This window comes from Candidatus Solincola tengchongensis (genome assembly GCF_015711935.1).
Classification (GTDB): domain Bacteria; phylum Actinomycetota; class Geothermincolia; order Geothermincolales; family RBG-13-55-18; genus Solincola_A; species Solincola_A tengchongensis.
The window spans coordinates 34,514-54,000 of sequence record NZ_JACVJJ010000112.1 but is presented as its reverse complement, the minus strand read 5'-3'; the positions used below and the strand labels follow the sequence as shown (position 1 = coordinate 54,000).

Genomic DNA, 19,487 nt, shown 5'->3' with positions numbered 1-19,487 from the left:
GTTAGAGGCCTGACCGGCTCCCCCGCCGCGGGCCACACGCGCGCCGCCCGCAGCGAGGCCCGCGAGGGTAGCCCGGCTCACAGCAGTCCCGGGAGGGGGCGGATGACCATCCTCTCCCCGGGGAGGTCTATCTCCACCACCACCTCCTCGATGAGGGGTATGAGGCGTTCTTCTCCGGCCTCGTCCCTCACCACCAACACGTCGTTGGCCCCCGTCTCCATGACCTCCATGACCTCGCCCAGGCAGCGGCCTCCGACGTCGAAGACCCGCAGGCGAAGGAGGTCGTGCTCCCAGTAGGAACCCGGAGGCGGCTCGCCCATCTGTTCCGGGGTGATCATCAGGTATTCGCCCGCCAGTTCACTGGCTCTGGAGCGGTCGTCAACCCCCCGGAACTTCACCAGCAGGGAACCGGGCCCCCCTCGGGCGGCTTCCAGGACCAAGGTCTCCTCCCATCCCTCCACAAGGAAGGCGTTTCCGGGACGAAAGCGTTCGGGATTCGCGGAGAGGACCTCCACCCTCACCCATCCCAGAATCCCGTAGGGCTTGATTACCCGGCCGGCAATCACCCGGGACGGCTTGCGGGAACCGGAAGGCATGGTCCCTCAGTCGATTATCTCCACGATGGCATTGCGCCCTTCCTTGGTGGCCGAGGCCTTTATCAGGGTGCGCATGGCCTGGGCTATCCTCCCGTTCTTGCCTATCACCTTGCCCAGGTCGGAGGGGTCTACCCGCAGCTGCAGGATCACCGACCTCTCCCCTTCCACGGAAGTCACCTCCACACGTTCCGGGTTGTCCACCAGCGCCTTGGCCAGGTATTCGAGAAGCTCCTTCATCTCCGTCCCCCGGCCCTTCCCGTCATCGCTTGCCACTTTTTTCCTCCTGGAACTTCTGCCAGATGCCCTTGATCTCCATGAGCCTGCGTACCTGATCGGTGGGCTGGGCTCCCTTGCGCAACCAGTCCAGGACTTTCTCCTCGTCAAGCTCAATGAGGGAGGGTTCCTGCCGGGGATCGTAGCGCCCCAGGGTCTCGATGAACCTCCCGTCGCGGGGGCTACGGGCGTCGGCCGCCACCACCCGATAATAGGGCTTCTTCTTGCCGCCCATGCGCCTCAATCTGATCCTGACCAACGGACATGCACTCCTTTCCTGAATCCTTCCCGCTCGGCTCGCGGGTCCGCTAGGACTGGAACGGGAACATCTGCCCCAGCCGGCGCGGGGACATCTTCCCGAACTGCTTTATCAGCTTCTGCATCTGCTGGAACTGCTGCAGGAGCCGGTTGACGTCCTGGGTGCTGGTGCCGCTCCCCCTGGCGATGCGCTGCTTGCGGCTGGCCCCGATTATCTGGGGCTTTCTCCTCTCCTCGGGGGTCATGGACTGGATGATGGCCTCCACCTTCTTGATCTGCTTCTCGTCCACCTGGAGCGACCGGAGCTTGGAGGAGGATATGCCCGGTATCATACCCAGTATCTGGTCCAGGGGCCCCATCCTCTTCAGCTGCTGCATCTGCTCCAGGAAGTCCTCCAGGGTGAACTGCTGCTTGCGCAGCTTCTTCTCCAGCTCCCGCGCCCGCTCCTCGTCGTAGGTGGCCTGGGCCCTCTCGATGAGGGTGAGCATGTCCCCCATCCCCAGGATGCGGGAGGCCATGCGGTCCGGGTGGAAGGCCTCCAGGTCCCCTATCTTCTCCCCCACGCTGGCGAATTTTATGGGCTTTCCGGTCACCGACTTGATGGACAGTGCGGCGCCGCCCCGCGCGTCGCCGTCCAGCTTGGTGAGGATGACCCCGTCGAAGCCCACCTCGGAGGCGAAGGACTGGGCGACGTTCACCGCGTCCTGGCCGGTCATGGCGTCCACCACAAGGAGGGTCTCGTGGGGCTTGAACCTCTTCCGGATGTCCACCAGCTCTCGCATCATGTCCTCGTCGATGTGCAGGCGGCCGGCGGTGTCGATGATCACCGTGTCCAGGGCCTCCTTCTCCGCCTTGCGTATACCGGCGGCGATTATCTCCTCCGGTCTCGACCCGCGCTCGGAGTATACCTGGATGCCGGCTTGCTCCCCCAGCTTCTCCAGCTGGTCGATGGCCGCGGGACGATAGACGTCGGCGGCGATCATCAGGGGGTGGCGCCCCTGGCTGCGCAGATGGTGGGCCAGTTTGGCCGTGGCGGTGGTCTTCCCGGAACCCTGCAGCCCCACGAGCATGATCAGCGAGGGGGGCCGCCCGGAGAAGTTGATGCGCTCGTTGGTGCTCCCTAAAAGCTCGGTGAGCTCCTCGTTGACTATCTTGATCACCTGCTGGGCTGGGGTCAGGGAGCGCAGCACCTCCTGACCCACCGCCCTCTCCCGCACCCGGGAGATGAAGTCCTTGACCACCCTGAAGTTGACGTCCGCTTCCAGGAGGGCCAGGCGAATCTCCCGCATGACCTCGTCCACTTGCTTCTCGGACAGCTTGCCGTGCCCGCGCAGACGCCGGAATATGTCCTGGAGGCGTTCGCTCAGGGTGTCGAACATGTCCCTTTTCCGTTCCTCGCTTTCCTTCCCCTTCCGCTCCGACGCCAAACACGCCGGGAAAGAACCGCGGAGGGGGCTTTCCCACCACCAAACAGTTTAAACTACCGGAAACCGGGATGCATGTCAAAACGAGAGTGTCACTCGGTTTCCGTGTTCACCCTATTCCAGGCGCCGGGAAAGCCGTCAAACCGGGTCAAGCTGCCGCCGGAGGCCCGGAGGCGCATGAAGGTCTTGCGACCCTCGATCCGCCGCCGAGAGGGCCCGGCATCCCGCCCGAGTCGTCAGCTCAGCGGAACGGGACCGTAAGAAACAGATGGGGCGTGGGCTCATCTAACGCAACGCAATCCCACTCCCCCATCGAGGCCCTCATCCGCAGACCACATACCGTCGGGTATCCCGCGGTGACCGGCGTTCAGGGCAGGGGTACGGTGAAGAAGAAGGTACTCCCCTCCCCAGGGGTGGACTCCACCCATATCTCCCCTCCCCAGTTCTCCACGGCGCGCTTCGCCGTGGCCAGGCCCACGCCCATGCCCGGGGAGGGGTGTTCGCCCACCCGGGTGAAGGGCAGAAAGACGGACTCCAGGTCCTCCGGGGCGATGCCGATCCCGTTGTCCCTGACCCACACCACCGCCCGGCTCCCCTCCGGGCGGCAACCCAGCTCGATACAGGGATCCTTCTCCGCGGGACAGAACTTCAGGGCGTTGCTCACCAGGTTGTAGAGCACCTGGTAGAGGAGGACGCGGTCGGCGAGGACGGCGGGGAGGGTCCCCACGACGTCCAACCTCGCTCCAGCCTTTCCCATCTCCTCCTTCAGGGTCTCCTTCACCTCCTGGACCACGCAATCGAGCCCCGTCTCCGCGACGACCTCCTGAGGGTGACCCGCCCGGGCGTAGGCTAGGAGGCATTCGACGAAACGCTCCATGCGCCTGGCACCCTCGGCGATCCCCTTGAGGCACTCGGCCACCATCTCCCGCTCGCCTTCCTCCCCAGCGGAGAGGGCGGTGCGGGCAAAACCGTCGATGACCGAGATGTGCCCCCGGAGGTCGTGGGCCACGGAACGGGCGAAGGCGTCCAGCTCCAGGTTGCGCAGGCGCAGTTCCTCCTCCACCCTGGACCTCTCCTCCACCTCCTCCTGCAGCCTACGGTTGGCCTCCGAAAGCTCGCGGGTGCGTTCCTCCACCATCTCCTCCAGGCGATGGCGGTAGGCCTCCCTCTCCTCCTCCCACTTCTTACGCTCCCCGATGTCCACCATGTTGGCGACGACGTAAAGGGGGTTGCCTTCGTTGTCCCGGATCACCACAGCGTTCATGAGCAAGGGGAACAGGCTTCCGTCACGATGCACATGCCACACCTCGATGTTGGAACAGCACCCCTTCTCCAGGAGGCAGCTCCTCATCCCTTTCACATCCTCCCTCCTTTCGGGAGGGTGAAGGGCCTGCAGGTTCTTGCCCAGAAGATCCCGCGGTTCGTAGCCGTGCAGGGAGGCGAAATAGGGGTTCACGTAGAGGAGGTATCCGTCGGGGTCGGCTATCACCACACCGTAATTGGCGGTCTCCACGATGGTCTGGAACTCCCGAAGCTCCTCCTCCTTCCGCTCCAGCTCCCGGCGCACTTCCTCCAGAGTCCCCACGTCGCATACCTCCACCAGGAAGCCGCCCACTGAGGGCTCCGCGCTCAAGTCGGTGACCCGGACCAGGGAATGGCACAGGGCCCCGTCCGAGGCGTGCAGCCGGAGCTTCACCTCCAGGCCTTCCGCCCTGCCGGCTGAGGAGGAAAAAATTTCCTGGAACAGCTCGCGGTCATGCTGGAGGATGAAATCCTGGAATCTCATACCTATCGATGAACCGCTCTCCACGGCGAGAAGGCGTTCCGCGGCCGGATTGGCGTACCTTATGCGGCCCTCCCCGTCCAGGAGCAGCACGGCCTCCCCGAGGCGTTCAACCAGGATGCGGTGTAAATCCTCCATCAGGCCATCGTCATTCGCCACATGGCAGCGCTCTCAAGCGCCCGTATGCGCCCTCACCCGCCGCTGTCGGAACGCGCCCACTCCCCGCCAAGACGTTCCCGTGCACGGGACCCTGTGCCCGCTTCCGCATGCTCCGCCCCCTCCATGCCCTCTCACGGAATACGGGAAACGGGTGTCGTACTGTTTCTTGTCCATCTTCCTCCCCGCTGGGGGAACCCTCCAGAAAGACTCCGGTTGCCTTCCTCCGGACGGGAGGCTTCCCGGTTCTTCCTCTTTCCGCCCCGATAACCGCGGCCAACGGGGACGTCCCCCATCGCGCTCCTCAAATCCGCGCTCCGCTGCGCCCATCCCCGCCTTCACGTCCGAGGGATATGGGTAGCGGTAAAATTCTCCAATCCCGACCGGGATTGACGGAATAGTCCGGAAGTATCATCCCTTGCCCCCTGGAGTGGCATTTTTCATTCCCTACAAGGGTTATGGGTATGGAACAAGCGGGAATTCAGCGCATTTACCTCTTTCCGCCCCTTGAGACTTCCCTTCCAGCCGCCCGTTGGAACAACCTCACCTGATATGCGGGTTCCTACGATGGCTTATCTCGTCCGCAGCCCCACCCAAGGTCAATTTAAACACAGGTGACCTTATTGTCAAACGGCGTTCAAAAATGGCCCCCTGTTTCTAAATGCTGACTATTTAAACCTTTTTATCAGGAAAATTCTTTCAGGAGAAGAGGGCGGCGGCGAACTCCCGGGGGTCGAAGGGATGCAGGTCGTCCAGCTTCTCCCCCACACCGATGAACTTGATGGGGATGCCCAGCTCGTGGGCGATGGCCACCACTATTCCCCCTTTTGCCGTGCCGTCCAGCTTGGTGAGCACCACCCCGGTGACCTCCACGGCCTCCTTGAACTGGCGGGCCTGTATGAGCCCGTTCTGGCCCGTGGTGGCGTCGATGACCAAAAGGGTCTCGGTGACCGGAGCCCGGCGCTCCGCCACACGCTTTATCTTCTTCAATTCCTCCATGAGGTTGGCTTTGGTGTGTAGCCTTCCCGCGGTGTCGGCGATGACCACGTCCATCTCCCGGGCCAGGGCCGATTCCACGGCATCATGGACTACGGCCGCGGCGTCGGCCCCCTGGCGGTGTTTCACGGTATGCACGCCCACGCGCTGCCCCCAGGCCTCCAGCTGCTCGATCCCTGCGGCGCGGAAGGTGTCTCCCGCGGCCAGGATGACCCGCTTGCCCTCCTTCCTCAGGAGGTGGGCCAGCTTGGCGATGGTGGTGGTCTTGCCCGTTCCGTTCACCCCCACCACCAGGAAGACGCTGGGGCCGGAGTCCGCGAAGCGCAGGGATCGGTCCCCCTGGTCCAGCGTCTCCGCCACCGCCTCCCGGAAAGCGGCCATCAGCTCATCCGGCTCGCGCAGGCCTTCACGGGCCACGCGTTCTTTAACCCGTTCCACGAGGCGGATGGTCATCTCCATGCCCACGTCGGCCCCTACCAGGATGTCCTCCACCTCCTCCCAGAAGGCCTCGTCGAAACGGCGGGAGGCCATGGCCCTGGCCAGGGGAGTGAATATGTTCGTCCGGCTCCTGGAAAGTCCCCTGCGGAGGCGGGTGAACCACCCCTCTCTTTCCTCTTCCCCCTCCGTTGATTCCCGGGCGACCCCCGCCCCCGGGAGGGCGGCGCCCGTCTCCTCCGGAGCTCCCGCGATCGCGCCCGGCGCGGCCCGCATTCCCTCCCCGGAACCGCCAGCGACCTCGGCGGGTGCCACGGGGCCCGGCCCCGCCAGCGCCCTTTCCTCTGCCTCCTCGAGGACGCCCAGGGGCTCAGCTCCGACCGCAGCCTCCAGGTCGGGAAGCTCCAGGAGTTCCTCGGCGGCTTCCCGCCTCTCCCTCTTCTTCTGCTCGCGGAGTTCCTTCTTCTCGGCTTTCAGGCGGGCCTTTTCCTCTTTCTTCCTTTTTTTAAGCTCCTCTTTTTCCCGCCTGCGCTCCTCCTTCTTGAGCTTCCCTTCCTTTCCCATGTCCTTTCCTTCATCGCCGTACTGTTCCAAGGCCGGGTGATCCCCGTCCCGTACCCGCGGTCCGTGAACTATAATACCGCACCTCCGGCAAACCGAACCTTTCCAGGGAGACCCCGCCCGAACCGGGTCCCCGCGGGGACGGCACCTCCACGGTGCGGCGGCCCCTCTTCCGGGGGCGGGAAGAGGACGCGCATGTGGGGATCCGGCAGTTTACGGATATATCCACCGTCGCTTGCAGGGCGCCAGCATATTGTCAAGCGTCATCTCTTTCCACGCCTCCGGATCGTCGTCGCTCCGGATACCCTCTCCGGAGCCGGTCCCCGGGTGAGGGCACCTCTATGGAACGGTGCTCCCGGTCCAGGAGGGGAGGAAACGCGCATCCTGGAGACGGAAAACCTCTTCCTCACGCAAAACATCCAGGGAACGGAGAGCACTCCTCGAAGGCGGCCCGGTCCGTTTCCCTTAACGCAGGCGAGCGGGTCGGAGCATCCGCCGCCCGCCGGGGCGGGTAACGATTCACAGGTCCGCTTGCGCGGGCGATCGCGCTCGCCGCCCAAAGTTCCGACCCACCCTCACTTTCCAGGCATTTCCATGAGGTGGGTCTCCGGAAACCACCCTCGCTCCGGCTAGGAAAGGCATGGTACTCGCCCGAGTTTTCGCTTCGGCGCCGCTAGAAGGGTCTCAGGAAGTGACCGGTATGATCTCCTGTCCTGGGAAGAGGGCATCAAAACTGTGTTTCGGCGCCGCGACAAGAGGCTCAGGCGGTGTCCGCGCGGGCCTTCTGCTCCGTTTCCTCGAGCCTCTGGCTGACCACCCGGGAGATGCCCGATGCCTGCATGGTCACCCCGTAGATCACCTCGGCGATCTCCATGGTCCTCTTCTGGTGGGTGATGACGATGAGCTGGGAATCCCTCCTGAACTCCTTGAGCAGGCTGAGAAAGCGGTGCAGGTTGACGTCGTCCAGGGCGGCCTCCACCTCGTCCAAGAAATAGAAGGGGCTGGGCCGGGTCTTGAAAATGGCGAAGAGGAAGGCCAGCGATGTGAGGGCGGTCTCCCCGCCCGAGAGAAGGGTGAGCTTCTTCAGCCTCTTTCCCCTCGGTTGGGCCTCGATGTCCACGCCGGTGTTGAGGAGATCGGTGGGATCCGTGAGCACCAGCTCCGCCCTCCCCTGGGGAAAGAGCATCTCGAAGAACTCCTGGAAGTGCCCGTTGACCTCCTCGTAGGTCTGCCGGAAGATGCGGATTATCTCCCGGTCTATAGCCCGCACCACCTTGAGCAGGGAGGCCTTGCTCTCCCGCAGGTCCTCCACCTGGGCGAGCAGGAAGTCATGCCTCTCCTTGAGGGCCCGGTATTCCTCGGCCGCGCGCAGGTTGACCTGCCCCAGCATCTCCCTGCGCCTCTCGAGCTCCTCCAGCCTGGCCTTCATCTCCGGGAGGGGCAGGCCGGGCCGGTAATCCGATAGGGCCGTCTCCAGGGGGATCTTGTGTTCCTCCAAGAGGCGCTGTACCAGGAGGTCCACGCGGAGCTTCAGCTGAGCGGTGGCCAGGTCGCGGTTGTGGGCCGCCTCCTGGAGTTCGCCACGGCGGGACTCGAGTTCCTCCAGCTCCGCGCGCAGCCTTTCCAGCTCCTCATCCGCATCCTCCAGCTCGCGTCGCAGGCGCTCCCCCCTTTCCCTGGTCAGCGAGGTGAGGCGTTGATGCCGCTCCAGAAGCCCCTCGACGAGCTCGAGGAGCTCCTCCTGGGCGCGGCTGCGGCCGGAGAGGTCGTCGGTAGAATCGAGAGGCGGCTGCTCCTCCTCGGACTCCAGCTCTTCCAGTCTGCTGCGGAGGTGGTAGGTCCTCTCCTCCAGGGAGGCGCGCCTGGCGCGCAGGTCCTGCCGCCTCTCCCGCATCTCGGACTCCCGGCGGCGCAGGTCCTCCCAGGCGGATTCCGCCTCCCGTAGCGGAACCTCCGCCTCCTGTACGGCCCTCCTCTGCCCTGCCTCCTCCTCCTCGCTCCTCACTATATCCGCTCGCAGGCGCTCCATCTCCTCCTTCAGCCGCCGGGACCTCTCATCCAGGCCCTGCATCCTCGCCGTGCGGTCCTCCAGCTCGCCCAGCATGGACTTGAGGGCCAACTCGGACTCGCGCACGGCGTCGTCCAGCGCCTTCTTCTCCGCCGCCAGGCCGTCGAGCTCCCGCCTCAGAGAGGAGATGGTCGCCAGCACGCTCTTGCGGCGCACCTCCAGGGTCACCGACTCCTCGTCGCAGAGGTCCAGCATCTCCTGGAGCTCCTCGATCTCCCTTCTCCTGGCGATGACGTGGAAGGGGCTGCGCGGGCGCGCGCCGCCCTTAACCATGCGCCGGGGAGCCACCACGTCGCCCTCCGCGGTGACGAAGGTGAGCCCGGGATACAGCTCCGCCTTCCCCTCCGCCTCCTCCAGGCTGGAACAGAAGACCACGTCTCCCAGCAGGTAGGTCACGGCGGGCCTGATCTCCGGCGCGCAATCCACCACCTCGACGGCTGCCGTACCGCCGCAACGCCTCGCCAGTTCCGAGGTTTCCTCCATGGCGGAGACGTCCAGCTCCGAGAGCGGCAGGAAGAGGCCGAAGCCCTCCTCCTCCCTCTTCAACCGGCGCACCGCCTCCAGGGCGTCCTTCAGGTCCCGGGCGAGCACGCAGAAGAGCCACGGACCGAGGTAGGACTCAAGAGCCCTCTCCCATTCCTGGGGGACCTTGAGGTGATGGAGAAGCATGCCCAGCAACCCCGTATGGCCCGCGTTCTCCCCCAGCACCCTGGCTGCCGCCGCGGCATAGTCGATGCGCGAGGAAAAGACCTCCTGGAGAGCTCGGAGCCTGGCCACCACCAGGGCCTCCTCCTGGAAGGAGCGCCTCTGTTTGCGGCTCAAGGACTCCAACTCCTCCTCGAAGCGGGCCAGGTCGGCGCGGAGGGCGCTCACCCTCTCCTCCACCTCCCTCCGCCGCACCCTCAACCCTCCCAGCTCCTCCTCCCGGGCGCCTATCCTCTCCTCCAGACCCTCCCTCTCCTCCTTCAGGGAGCGCCGCTCGCCCTCCAGCTCCTCGAGCTCCCTCTTCAGGTCGCCGAGCCTCTCCACCCTCCGCGCCCTATCGGAGGCCAGGGACCTCAGTCGCTCGCGGCCCTCCTGGAGGGCACGGCGGAGGCGGTCCAGTTCCTCCCGCATCTCCTCCCTGCGCCTGGAAAGCCCCTCCTCCTCCGCCCGGAGCGCGCCCTCCTCCTCGTCCGTCCTGCGGAAAGCCTCCTCCGCCTCCGCGAGTTCCTCCCTGAGGGCGGCCATCCTCCCCCGCCGCTCCTCCCTCCGGGAAGCCCATCCCTCCCGCAGGGAAGCCTCGCCCAGGAGAGCCGCGAAGAGCTTGAGCCTCTCCCGGCCCAACTGGCGGCTGGAGATAAGCCTCTCCCCCAGCGAGAGCAACCTCATCTCCCGGCGACGGCATCCCTCAAGTTCCTCACGGAGCCGGCGAAGCAGGTCTTCCAGGTCCGCGCGGCGTTCCCTGCCCTCCTCCAAGCGCTCCTCCACGGACCTGAGGTCCGCCAGAAGCCTCTCCTCCTCCTGGCGCCGGTTGTCCCACTGCCCCTTGAGCTCTTCCAGCTCGGCCACCAGTATGCGGATGGAGAGATCGCGTATCTCGGAAGACAGGGTCTGATACTCGGCCGCCAGGCGGGCCTGCCTCTCCAGGGGTCGCAGCTGTTTGTTGACCTCGGAGATGATGTCCTTCACCCGCACCAGGTTGCGTTCCATGCCCTCCAGCTTGCGCAGCGCCTTCTCCTTGCGGCGGCGGTGTTTGCGCAGGCCGGCGGCCTCCTCGATGAAGGCCCTCCTCTCCTCGGGACCGCTGCGGATTATGGCATCCAGCCGGTTCTGGCCCACCACCGCGGTCAGCTCCCGGCCCACCCCGAGGTCGGAGAGTATCTCCTGGATGTCCACCAGGCGGCAGGGGACGTTGTTCAGGAGGTATTCGCTCTCCCCGGTGCGGAAGAGGCGGCGGGTGATGACCACCTCCGGAAAGTCCACCGGGAGGCGGCCATCGGTATTATCCAGGGAGAGGGAGACCTCGGCCATGTTCATCGCCTGCCGGGTGGCGCTCCCGGCGAAGATCACGTCCTCCATGCGGCTGCCCCGGAGGTTGCGGGGGCTCTGCTCGCCGAGCACCCAGAGGACGGCATCGGCGATGTTGCTCTTCCCGCTCCCGTTGGGCCCCACGATGACCGAGATGCCGGGCTCGAACTCCAGGGTTATGCGGTCGGCGAAGGACTTGAAGCCCCGGGCGCTCAAGGTCTTGAGGTACATGGCGTCTGGTTCTCCTCGCTCACCCTCACGCTCACTCGCCTTTAGGAAAAGAATTTCCCGTTAGTTTTCTATTCCCCGATCCCTTATTCCTTCAATGCTGGGCGGCCGGAAGGAGCATGGACGGCGATAGGGGGCGGGAAGCGACGGTATACGCGGAGCCGCCTCCGACGCGCCGGGAACGGAAGGGTGTGCGGCACTTCCTCCGGAGGATAGGGTGCATCTCATGCTTAAACGAAAAAGGGGGGTCACTACCGTTCACCCCCTTTCTCTCCCGGAGTAGAAGGCAACCGCTTCGGCCGTAGCCGGGCCGTTCTCCCGTTTCCTCTCACGGGGCCGGTGCGGCACGCGGTCCTCCGTCTCGCCGGGCACGCATGTCCTGGCGTTCCAGGGCATCTAGAAGAAGCCGACCCCGACCGTTCCCGGCCCCACGTGGGCGCCGATGACCGGACCGGTCTCGTTCCAGGTGATCTCCTCCGGATCGCAGTTGAGGGCCTTCTTCACCTTCTCCATGAGCTCGAACATGCGCTCCTCGTCCTGCACGTGGGTCAGCCCCACCCTTACCTTGCGTCCTCCGGCCCTTTCCGCCGCCAGCTCCACCAATCGGTCCAGGGCCTTTCCCGAGCCCCTGACCTTCTCCAAGGCATCGATGGTCCCGTCTATGTAGAGGATGGGCTTTATGCGCAACATGGAACCCATGAGTGCCTGAGCCCCTCCGATCCTCCCTCCCCGGTGCAGGTATTCGAGGGTGGCCACCATAAAAAGGAGGCTGCTCTGCTTGATCTTCTCCTCCACCATGGCCACCAGCTCTTCAAGACCCATGCCCGCCTCCCTGCCCTTCACCAGCTCGTCGACGAGCATGGCCAGCTGTATGCCGGTGAACCGGGAATCCACTATTCGGATGGGATAATCTCCCATCTCCACGGCCGCGGAGCGTGCGGACTCGCAGGTCCCGCTGATGCCGGCCGAGATATGGATACTGATGAGGGAATCGTACTTTGCGGACATCTCCTTGTAGGCCTCAAGGAACTCTCCCGCCGAGGGCTGCGAGGTGGTGGGGAATACCCCCGGTTGCTTGAGGCGTTTGTAGAACTCCTCGTTGCTGATGTCCACCCCTTCCCGGTAGGAGACGTCGTCCATGATCACCTTCAAGGGGACCACCTTGATGTCATGCTTGCTCACATACTCCGGGTCGAGATAGGCGGTGGAGTCGGTGACGATGCCGATACCGGCCATTTTCGGTTCCCCCTTTCCCGCTCTATGGAATCCACACCCAACATCGAAGCTGAAATATATAAATTTTAACCGATTGGGGAGCGATTGGTTACCTTGGGTTGTTCTCGCATACAACCTTGATCATGTGGCGACAACACAAACAAATGAAGGGCCCCTCTCCCGTAACAACCTCTTTCACCCCGCCGCTCCCCGGCCGCTTCCTTCAGCGCCCGGCGGCTCCCGTCGGTCCCGCTTTCCTCCTCCCCGATCTTCCGCGGCCGGTCCCCGATTCCTTGTGTCGCCGCAGGGCATCCCTCGCCGCCGCCTGCTCCGCCTCTTTCTTGGAGCTGCCGCTCCCGGAACCCATCTTGCGGTCACCCACGTAGACCACGGCGTGAAAAACCTTGCAGTGATCCGGACCTTCCTCCCTCAGGCGGTAACGGGGGAGGACCCCCCTCTCCTTGACCGTCAGCTCCTGCAGCTGGGACTTGTAGTCGAAGTCCAGGTCTCCGCTCGCCGCTTCCTCAAGCCGGTCCCGGAAGATGCGCAGCACCATCTCTCTCGCCGCCTCCAGGCCCTGATCGAGATAAACGGCGCCGATGAGCGCCTCCAGCGCGTCGGCGACGATGGAGGATTTCTCCGCCCCCCCGTCGGCGCGCTCGTCGCGGCTCAAGAGGAGGTGCTCGCCCAGGCCCATCTCCCGCGCCAGCTCGGCCAGCGAGCCCATGTTCACCAGGTAGGAACGGATGCGGGTGAGCTTCCCCTCGTCCAGGTCCCGGTAATGGCGGAAGAGGTGGTCGGAGATGACCAAGTCCAGGACAGCGTCTCCCAGGAACTCCAGCCTCTCGTTGGTCTCCCCGGTCTCCAGGGAGGCCTCGTGGGCGTAGGAACGGTGGGTCAGAGCTTGGGAGAGGAGTTTGGGATCCCGGAAGGTGACGCCCAGAAGTTCCTCCACCGGGAGCCTCTCCCTCCGTCTCCTTCGCAACCTCATCCCTCAGGCCCCCTTCCGGACAGGAGTCGCTCCGTGCGCTCCACGAGCCCCATCTCCACCGCCTCCGCGGCCACGCGAAGCGAATTCTTGATCGCCACTGCGTCGGAGCTTCCGTGGGCGATGATGCACACCCCCTTCACGCCCAGGAGCGGCGCGCCCCCGATGGCCCGGTAATCTAGTTCTTCCCTGAGTCTCAGCAGGGCGGGCAGCACGGGCTTCATCCCCTCCTCGCCCAGCTCACCCAGGCCGGCCAGTAGCCTCCGGGTGATGAAGGAGGCCACCCCTTCCACCACCTTCAGGGTGACGTTCCCGGTGAAACCGTCGGTCACCACCACGTCCACGGCGCCTCCGGCGATGTCCCTTCCCTCGATGTTGCCCACGAAGTCTATCCTCTCCTCGGAGGAGAGCTGCTCGTACGCCTCGCGGGCCAGCTGGTTCCCTTTCCCCTCCTCCGTCCCGATGTTCAGCAGACCAACCCGGGGCCTCTCCAGCCCGAAGCGCAGGGAGGCATAGGCGCTCCCAAGCAGGGCGAACTGCCTCAGGTGTTCCGGGCGGCAGTCCGCGTTGGCGCCGGCGTCGAGAAGGAGGGTGGGGGAATCGGGAGGCGGCAGGACCACCGCCACCGCCGGCCTCTTGGCTCCCCTGATCCTCCCCCAGCTCAAAAGGGAGGCGGCCATGGCCGCGCCCGTGTTGCCCGCGGAGACCAATGCCTGGGCCTTTCCCTCCCGGACCGCCTCCGCCGCCACCACCAGGGAAGAATTCTCCCGGCTCCTCACCGCCAGGGCCCCCTCCTCCTCCATGCCGATGACCTCAGGGGCATGGAGTATGGGGAGCTCGCCCCTCCCCTCCTCCTCCAGGTGACGCCGCAGGACTTCCCGCTCCCCTACCAGGAGGACCTCTATGCCCATCTCATCCCGGGCATCCAGGGCTCCGCGCACCGTGACCTGGGGCGCATGATCCCCGCCCATGGCATCCAGAGCCACCACGACCCGTGTTCCGGACATCTTCAACCCCGGCACTCCTCACCAGGCACGGTCAGGCGTCGGAAAGAACGGCGACCGACCGGTTCACTCCGTTTCCAGGATCTCCCGGCCGTTGTAGGTCCCGCAGTTGGGGCAGGCGCGGTGGGGGAGCTTGAGGGAATGGCACTGAGGGCAAACTGACCTGGGAAGCGGACGGGTAGTCCAGCGCGCCCGCCTGGAAGCCGTGCGGGAGCGGGATTTCTTCCGCTTGGGTACCGCCATGTCAACCTCCGCGTTCCTTTCTTGACACCTTCTTCTCAAGAATCCGCCAAATACCATCCGAGTATAATTAGCTCCCCGAAGGGAGGTCAAGGCGACATACTCCGCGCCGGGAAAGGGTGCCGACCTCACGACGCCGGAGAATCCGGGGCCGAAGGAGCCTCTGTCCGGGGATCACCGTGGGGCTCAGGCCTCCTCATCCAGGAGTTTGCGCAGGACCTCCAGGCGCGGGTCTATGTATTCCACCCGGCACCCGCAGTCTCCCCGGTTGAGGTTGGCCCCGCAGTGGGGGCAAAGGCCACGACACTCCGGGCTGCAGAGGTGCTTTATGGGGAGGTTGAGGATGACCGCGTCGTTCACCAGTACGTTGAGGTCGATGGTCTCCTCCTCGATGAGATATTCGTCCTCCTCCGGGATCTCCATCTCCCTGGGGAGCGGCCTTCCCTCCGGCGAGACCGCCCCGATGCCCGGCCGCCTGTAGAACTCGTCCACCCGTATGTCCAATTCCTGGCGGTATTCTTCCAGGCAGCGCGTGCATTCCAGGGTCATGGAACCCCGCAGGGTGCCCTTCACCCGTATCCCGTCGGGGCTGCTCTCCAGCCAGAGGTCGATCTTCAGGCCCCCCCGCTCGCTCCTCTCATAGAGTCCACTCTCCCCCAGGCCCACGTCGAGTTCGGCGCCGAACCTCTCCCGGGTGAACAGCTTCTTCATCAGGCCTGCCACGGGGACCTTGAGCGACCTTGAATCGAGGTGCCTGGTCATGGCTTCCACTTCCTCTCTCCGCCCTTATTCCCGATGCTGGAGAGTGCCCGCCGTAAAGCGGCGGCCGCGGCGCAACCGGCCCCGCAGCAGCGCAGCCTCTCCTTCGGGGCCACTTTCGCGCCTGCGGCGACAGACCTCCACCCGCCCCCTCACTCCTTCCCGGCATCACCGGCACCATTACCACACCGGCCCCATTTCCTGGCGGGAAGGTATCCAATCGCGGGGTGGGCGGCCCTGCTCTCCCCGATCTCTAATGTGAGCCATGCGGCGACAAATGACAAGGGCGGGTCGCAGTACCGCCCCCACCGATCGTCTCCGTTGCCGTCTCCGGCGCCTGAGAGGCCGAGGATAAGCGCCCCTTCATGCACGAAAGGCGCGGGTTATCCCCCGCGCCTCGCCAACAATCTCCAAGAACGGTTAAAGGATGGCCAACCGGCCTTCAGCCGAGGTCCATCTCCTCCCTTTCCTCGGACTCCTCCCCCCGGCCCTGCAGCCTCTCCCTGGCCCGCTTGATGACCTCGAGTAGCTTATAGCAGGTGACCTCCAGGTTGGCCAGGCGCTCGTCGGCGTAGTCCTCCGCCTCCAGGCGGATCTCCCGCGCCTGAGCCTGGGCCTCCTCCACGATCCTCTCCGCCTCCGCTCTGGCCGCCTTGATTATCTCCGTCTCCTCTATGAGGCGCCTTCTCTCCTCCTGGGCCTCTTCCCGGATGCGCTCCGCCTCCTTGCGCGCCTCCTCCATGATCTCCTGCTTTTCCTTGACCATCCAGCGGGCCTGCTTCAACTCCTCGGGGAGGGAGCTGCGGAACTCGTCCAGGAGCTCGAAGAGCTCCGCCTCGTTTACCATCACCGAATTGGAGAAGGGAACGTGCTTGCTGGAGACGATGAGGTCCTCTATCCGGTCCAGTTGCTGAAAGACGTCCATCTATACCGCCCCTTTCCCCATACGGCCGAACTTCTCCCTGAACATCTTCATCAACTCCCCCTCTATATTTTCCGGCACCAGGCCGGTTACGCAACCCCCGTAGCTGGCCAGCTCCCGCACCGCGCTGGAGCTTATAAAGGTGTACTGAGGATTGGCCATGACGAAGAAGGTCTCGATGTTCTCCGAGAGGGCTTGGTTGATCTGGGCCATCTGGAACTCGTACTCGAAATCGCTGAGGGCGCGCAGGCCCTTGATGATGGCTGTGGCCCCCACCTGGCGGGCGAAGTCCACCAGCAGGCTCTCGAAGGCCGCCACCTCCACGTTCTCCAGCCCTTCCACCGCCTTCTTCAGCAGGTACATCCTCTCCTCCAGGGTGAACAGGGGGCGCTTGGCGGGGTTGGCGGCCACGGCGACGATGAAACGCTCGAAGAAACGGCTGGCCCTGCGTATCACGTCCAGGTGGCCGCAGGTTATGGGATCGAATGTGCCGGGGCAAACGGCTACGGTCATCTTCCGCCTTCCTCTCCTGCTTCTTTTACATCATTTTCCATCTTCATGTAAACGTCCACCGCGCTCTCCCCGTACTTCCTTCTCTCCCGGAACTCCAGGCCGGGCGGCGGCTCCGTGACGGGAACGCGCAGTGGAGCCTGCATGATGACCACCGAAGACGGGCCCAGAAAGCCGCCTTCGATTAACTTATTCAACACTTCTTGCCTGTAGTTTACATCAATTCTAAAGGGCGGGTCTATAAAAATCAAATCGAAAGGCTCGTCGGGTGGGGCATAACGGCGAAGGAAATCCAGTATTTCCGCCCTTACCACCCTCCCTCGGCCTTTCATGCCAAGTATATCCAGATTTTCCTGAATTACCCTAGTGGGGTCTCTTCCCCGGTCGACGAAAACCGCAGCCACGGCGCCCCGGCTCAGGGCCTCCAGGCCCAGGGAGCCGCTCCCGGCGAAGAGGTCGAGTACCCTGGCCCCCCTAACCCGGTCGCCCAGCATGCTGAAGACCGCCTCGCGCACGAAGTCCCGCATGGGACGGGTGCCCATGCCCCGAGGGGCCTTGATCCGCCTCCCCCTCGACTCTCCGCCTATGACCCTCATGCGAAGATTGTATCCCATGCGAAGGTCGGGGTGACTACGGGGAAGGCCGCCGGGACCATCGAGTCTCCACCTACCCGTCATTCCTCGAGGATAGAGGCCACAGCTCACAAAACAGGAAACGCCTCGCTCCTCAAACGCCCTCCGTCCCCGCCTTACCCCCCGATGCGGCACGGAGAAGTTCCCGCTGCGAGAAAGGGTTTTCCGTCTTTCCGGCGTCGGCCCCAAGCCGGGAAAAGCGGCGAGGGTCAGGCCTGGAAGAGCCAGCCCAGGCTCTCGCCGTAACGTTCTCTCACTTCCCGCCGCAGGAACAGGTGTTCTGGCTTCTCCAGGTGCGGGTCGCCCTCCACGAGGGCCGTGGCGTCCTCACGCGCCGCGCGCAGGATATGGTAATCTTTGGTAAGTCTAGCCACCCGGAGGTCGGTCATCCCCGACTGCCGGGTCCCGAACAGGGAACCCTCGCCGCGTATCTCAAGGTCCGCCTCCGCCAGCTTGAAGCCGTCGCTTATCTCCGCGATGGCCTCCCTGCGCCTCTGCGCCTCCTCGGTCTCCCCGTGGAAGATGAACACGCAGTGGGAAGGGTGTTCCCCTCTCCCCACCCTGCCCCTGAGCTGGTGGAGCTGGGAGAGGCCGAAGCGGTCCGCGTTCTCCACCAGCATCACCGTGGCGTTGGGGACGTCTATACCCACCTCCACGACCGTGGTGGAGACCAGGATGTCCACCTCCCCCCTGCGGAAGGACTCCATCACCGCGTCCTTCTCCGCCTTGTTCATCTGCCCGTGCAGGAGCCCTACCCGCCGGGCGGGGAAGACCTTGCGCAGCTCTCCGGCCTCCTTCTCCGCCGCCTTGGCCTCCACGGCCGGTGAGGGGTCCACCAGTGGACAGACCACGAAGGCCTGCCTTCCCCGGCTCAGCTCCTCCTCCATCAAGCGGTAGGCCTCACCCCTCTCCTCCGGGCCCAAGACCAGGGTCCTCGTCCCCGCCCTCCCCGCCGGGAGCTCGCGAAGCGTGGAGACCTCGAGGTCCCCGTACAGGGTAAGGCTCAGGGTGCGGGGGATGGGAGTCGCGGTCATGATCAGGGTGTCCGGGCGCTCCCCTTTCTCCTTGAGCATTATCCTCTGGCGCAGCCCGAAGCGGTGCTGCTCGTCCACCACCACCAGTCCCAGGTCCCGGAACTCCACGTCCTCCTGGATGAGGGCGTGGGTCCCCACCAGGATGTCCAGCTCCCCTGTGGACGCGGCCCGCAGTATCTCTCGCCGCCTCGCCGGCGGGGTGCTCCCCGTGAGGAGCTCCACGCGCAAGTGCAGCTCGGGAGGCAGGAGGCCCGTGAGGTTACGGAAATGCTGTTCGGCCAGGATCTCGGTGGGGGCCATGAACACGCCCTGGTGGCCGCTCTCCCGGGTGAGAAGAAGGGCCAGGAGGGCCACCACCGTCTTGCCGGAACCCACCTCTCCCTGGAGGAGGCGGTTCATGGGGCGGGGGCTGGCCATGTCCCGAGCGATCTCCCGGAAGGCCCTCCGCTGGGAAGAAGTGAGGCGGAAGGGCAGCGCCTCCAGGAAACCGCTCACCAGGGACCCGGGAGGGGCATGCTCTATCCCTCCCGTCTCCTCGCGCAGGTGACGCCGGTTGAGGGCCAGGGCCACCTGCATGAGCAGGAGCTCCTCGTAGGCCATCCGCTGGCGGGCGCGATTAAGCCGGCCCTGCGAGCTGGGGAAGTGCATCTCCCTCAGGGCCTGAGAGCGGTGCGGGTAGGCGTAGCGCCTCCGCAACTCGTAGGGCACCGGGTCGGGGAGGTCCCCGTACTGATCCAGGGCGCGCATGACCAGACGTCGCAACATGGCTGCGCTGAGCTTCTGGGTGGCCGGGTGCAGGGGGATGATGCGCGCCGTGTGCACGGTCCTCGTACCCGCCTCGTCGGAATCCTCCAGGATGTCGTAGGAGGGGTTGACCATCTGCAGCCTTCCGAAGCGGTACTGCACCTTACCGGAGAACACCACCTCCGTGCCCGGCGTGAGCCGGTCCGCCTGGTAGGGCTGGTTGAACCATACTCCGTAGAGGTAGGCCGTCCCGTCGTAGAGGGCCACGCTGAGCACGGAGCGGCGCGGGTCGGGCCGGCGAAGCTCCGCGGAGCGCACCCTCCCCACCACCGTGGCTTCCTCGCCGATGCGCACCTCGGAGATGCGCGATATCCTCCTGCGGTCCAGGTAGCGGCGGGGGAAATGGTAGAGGAGGTCCTCCACGGTCTCGATTTCCAGGACCCGGAGCTGGCGCAGGAGGTTGGAACCCACCCCGCGCACCGCGGTCACCGGGCGGCGCAGGGACTCCCACCTGGCGGCCAGTTCCCCCGCCCTCCTCTCCGCGGGCTCGCGGGGTACGCGCTCCTTGCGGGGAAAAGCGATCACCTTCGCCGCCGGTTCCTCCGCACCCATTTCCGCCCCATCGTCCATGGAGGTCACTTCCCGGAAACC

General features: G+C 65.1%; 16 protein-coding genes. All 16 read right to left on the bottom strand.

Going from position 1 to position 19,487, the window contains the following annotated elements:
• Positions 1–77 precede the first annotated feature (77 nt).
• Positions 78–596, bottom strand: coding sequence for a ribosome maturation factor RimM (gene rimM / locus H7007_RS11950; protein ID WP_287155537.1), 519 nt, complete (start codon positions 594–596; stop codon positions 78–80).
• Between the two features lie 6 nt (positions 597–602).
• A complete protein-coding gene (locus H7007_RS11945) occupies positions 603–833 on the bottom strand; it encodes a KH domain-containing protein (protein ID WP_303646225.1) in 231 nt (76 codons plus the stop codon).
• 22 nt (positions 834–855) lie between these two features.
• Positions 856–1,128, bottom strand: a complete 273-nt coding sequence (gene rpsP / locus H7007_RS11940) for a 30S ribosomal protein S16 (RefSeq protein WP_287155535.1) — start codon at positions 1,126–1,128, stop codon at positions 856–858.
• Positions 1,129–1,177: 49 nt separating this feature from the next.
• Positions 1,178–2,506, bottom strand: a complete 1,329-nt coding sequence (ffh, locus tag H7007_RS11935; RefSeq protein WP_287155534.1) for a signal recognition particle protein — start codon at positions 2,504–2,506, stop codon at positions 1,178–1,180.
• Between the two features lie 412 nt (positions 2,507–2,918).
• Entirely contained in the window at positions 2,919–4,472 is a 1,554-nt protein-coding gene (locus H7007_RS11930) for a sensor histidine kinase (protein WP_287155533.1), read from the bottom strand.
• Positions 4,473–5,189: 717 nt separating this feature from the next.
• The gene (ftsY, locus tag H7007_RS11925) at positions 5,190–6,485 is read right to left on the bottom strand and encodes a signal recognition particle-docking protein FtsY (RefSeq protein ID WP_287155532.1); all 1,296 of its coding nucleotides are present in this window, start codon (positions 6,483–6,485) and stop codon (positions 5,190–5,192) included.
• A gap of 757 nt (positions 6,486–7,242) precedes the next feature.
• Positions 7,243–10,791, bottom strand: a complete 3,549-nt coding sequence (gene smc / locus H7007_RS11920; RefSeq protein WP_287155531.1) for a chromosome segregation protein SMC — start codon at positions 10,789–10,791, stop codon at positions 7,243–7,245.
• Between the two features lie 393 nt (positions 10,792–11,184).
• The gene (locus H7007_RS11915) at positions 11,185–12,024 is read right to left on the bottom strand and encodes a DegV family protein (RefSeq protein WP_287155530.1); all 840 of its coding nucleotides are present in this window, start codon (positions 12,022–12,024) and stop codon (positions 11,185–11,187) included.
• 202 nt (positions 12,025–12,226) lie between these two features.
• Positions 12,227–12,994: a ribonuclease III gene (rnc, locus tag H7007_RS11910; RefSeq protein ID WP_287155529.1), complete on the bottom strand. Its 768-nt coding sequence runs from the start codon at positions 12,992–12,994 to the stop codon at positions 12,227–12,229.
• Positions 12,991–13,998, bottom strand: a complete 1,008-nt coding sequence (plsX, locus tag H7007_RS11905; protein ID WP_287155528.1) for a phosphate acyltransferase PlsX — start codon at positions 13,996–13,998, stop codon at positions 12,991–12,993. The genes rnc and plsX overlap by 4 nt, the downstream gene beginning before the upstream one ends.
• 63 nt (positions 13,999–14,061) lie before the next feature.
• On the bottom strand, positions 14,062–14,238 hold the full coding sequence (rpmF, locus tag H7007_RS11900; protein WP_287155527.1) for a 50S ribosomal protein L32: 177 nt from the start codon (positions 14,236–14,238) through the stop codon (positions 14,062–14,064).
• 183 nt (positions 14,239–14,421) lie between these two features.
• Positions 14,422–14,997 carry a YceD family protein gene (locus H7007_RS11895; protein WP_287155526.1) on the bottom strand — a complete coding sequence of 192 codons (576 nt, stop codon included), beginning with the start codon at positions 14,995–14,997 and terminating at the stop codon, positions 14,422–14,424.
• Positions 14,998–15,436: 439 nt separating this feature from the next.
• Positions 15,437–15,919, bottom strand: coding sequence for a hypothetical protein (locus H7007_RS11890; RefSeq protein WP_287155525.1), 483 nt, complete (start codon positions 15,917–15,919; stop codon positions 15,437–15,439).
• On the bottom strand, positions 15,920–16,429 hold the full coding sequence (gene coaD, locus H7007_RS11885) for a pantetheine-phosphate adenylyltransferase (protein ID WP_287155524.1): 510 nt from the start codon (positions 16,427–16,429) through the stop codon (positions 15,920–15,922). It abuts the gene before it with no gap.
• Positions 16,426–17,022 (bottom strand): 16S rRNA (guanine(966)-N(2))-methyltransferase RsmD, encoded by a 597-nt coding sequence (gene rsmD / locus H7007_RS11880; RefSeq protein WP_287155522.1) that lies wholly within the window; start codon positions 17,020–17,022, stop codon positions 16,426–16,428. The genes coaD and rsmD overlap by 4 nt, the downstream gene beginning before the upstream one ends.
• 245 nt (positions 17,023–17,267) lie before the next feature.
• Positions 17,268–19,466: an ATP-dependent DNA helicase RecG gene (gene recG / locus H7007_RS11875; RefSeq protein ID WP_287155521.1), complete on the bottom strand. Its 2,199-nt coding sequence runs from the start codon at positions 19,464–19,466 to the stop codon at positions 17,268–17,270.
• Between the last annotated feature and the right edge of the window lie 21 nt (positions 19,467–19,487).

What these genes read in the sequence shown, in the direction of transcription:
- H7007_RS11895 (WP_287155526.1), bottom strand. Translation starts at nt 14,997, where the DNA reads ATGACCAGGCACCTCGATTCAAGGTCGCTCAAGGTCCCCGTGGCAGGC.
- rimM (WP_287155537.1), bottom strand. Translation starts at nt 596, where the DNA reads ATGCCTTCCGGTTCCCGCAAGCCGTCCCGGGTGATTGCCGGCCGGGTA.
- H7007_RS11930 (WP_287155533.1), bottom strand. Translation starts at nt 4,472, where the DNA reads ATGGAGGATTTACACCGCATCCTGGTTGAACGCCTCGGGGAGGCCGTG.
- rsmD (WP_287155522.1), bottom strand. Translation starts at nt 17,022, where the DNA reads ATGAGGGTCATAGGCGGAGAGTCGAGGGGGAGGCGGATCAAGGCCCCT.
- ffh (WP_287155534.1), bottom strand. Translation starts at nt 2,506, where the DNA reads ATGTTCGACACCCTGAGCGAACGCCTCCAGGACATATTCCGGCGTCTG.
- H7007_RS11915 (WP_287155530.1), bottom strand. Translation starts at nt 12,024, where the DNA reads ATGGCCGGTATCGGCATCGTCACCGACTCCACCGCCTATCTCGACCCG.
- ftsY (WP_287155532.1), bottom strand. Translation starts at nt 6,485, where the DNA reads ATGGGAAAGGAAGGGAAGCTCAAGAAGGAGGAGCGCAGGCGGGAAAAA.
- rnc (WP_287155529.1), bottom strand. Translation starts at nt 12,994, where the DNA reads ATGAGGTTGCGAAGGAGACGGAGGGAGAGGCTCCCGGTGGAGGAACTT.
- smc (WP_287155531.1), bottom strand. Translation starts at nt 10,791, where the DNA reads ATGTACCTCAAGACCTTGAGCGCCCGGGGCTTCAAGTCCTTCGCCGAC.
- coaD (WP_287155524.1), bottom strand. Translation starts at nt 16,429, where the DNA reads ATGACCGTAGCCGTTTGCCCCGGCACATTCGATCCCATAACCTGCGGC.
- H7007_RS11890 (WP_287155525.1), bottom strand. Translation starts at nt 15,919, where the DNA reads ATGGACGTCTTTCAGCAACTGGACCGGATAGAGGACCTCATCGTCTCC.
- plsX (WP_287155528.1), bottom strand. Translation starts at nt 13,998, where the DNA reads ATGTCCGGAACACGGGTCGTGGTGGCTCTGGATGCCATGGGCGGGGAT.
- H7007_RS11945 (WP_303646225.1), bottom strand. Translation starts at nt 833, where the DNA reads ATGAAGGAGCTTCTCGAATACCTGGCCAAGGCGCTGGTGGACAACCCG.
- recG (WP_287155521.1), bottom strand. Translation starts at nt 19,466, where the DNA reads ATGGACGATGGGGCGGAAATGGGTGCGGAGGAACCGGCGGCGAAGGTG.
- rpmF (WP_287155527.1), bottom strand. Translation starts at nt 14,238, where the DNA reads ATGGCGGTACCCAAGCGGAAGAAATCCCGCTCCCGCACGGCTTCCAGG.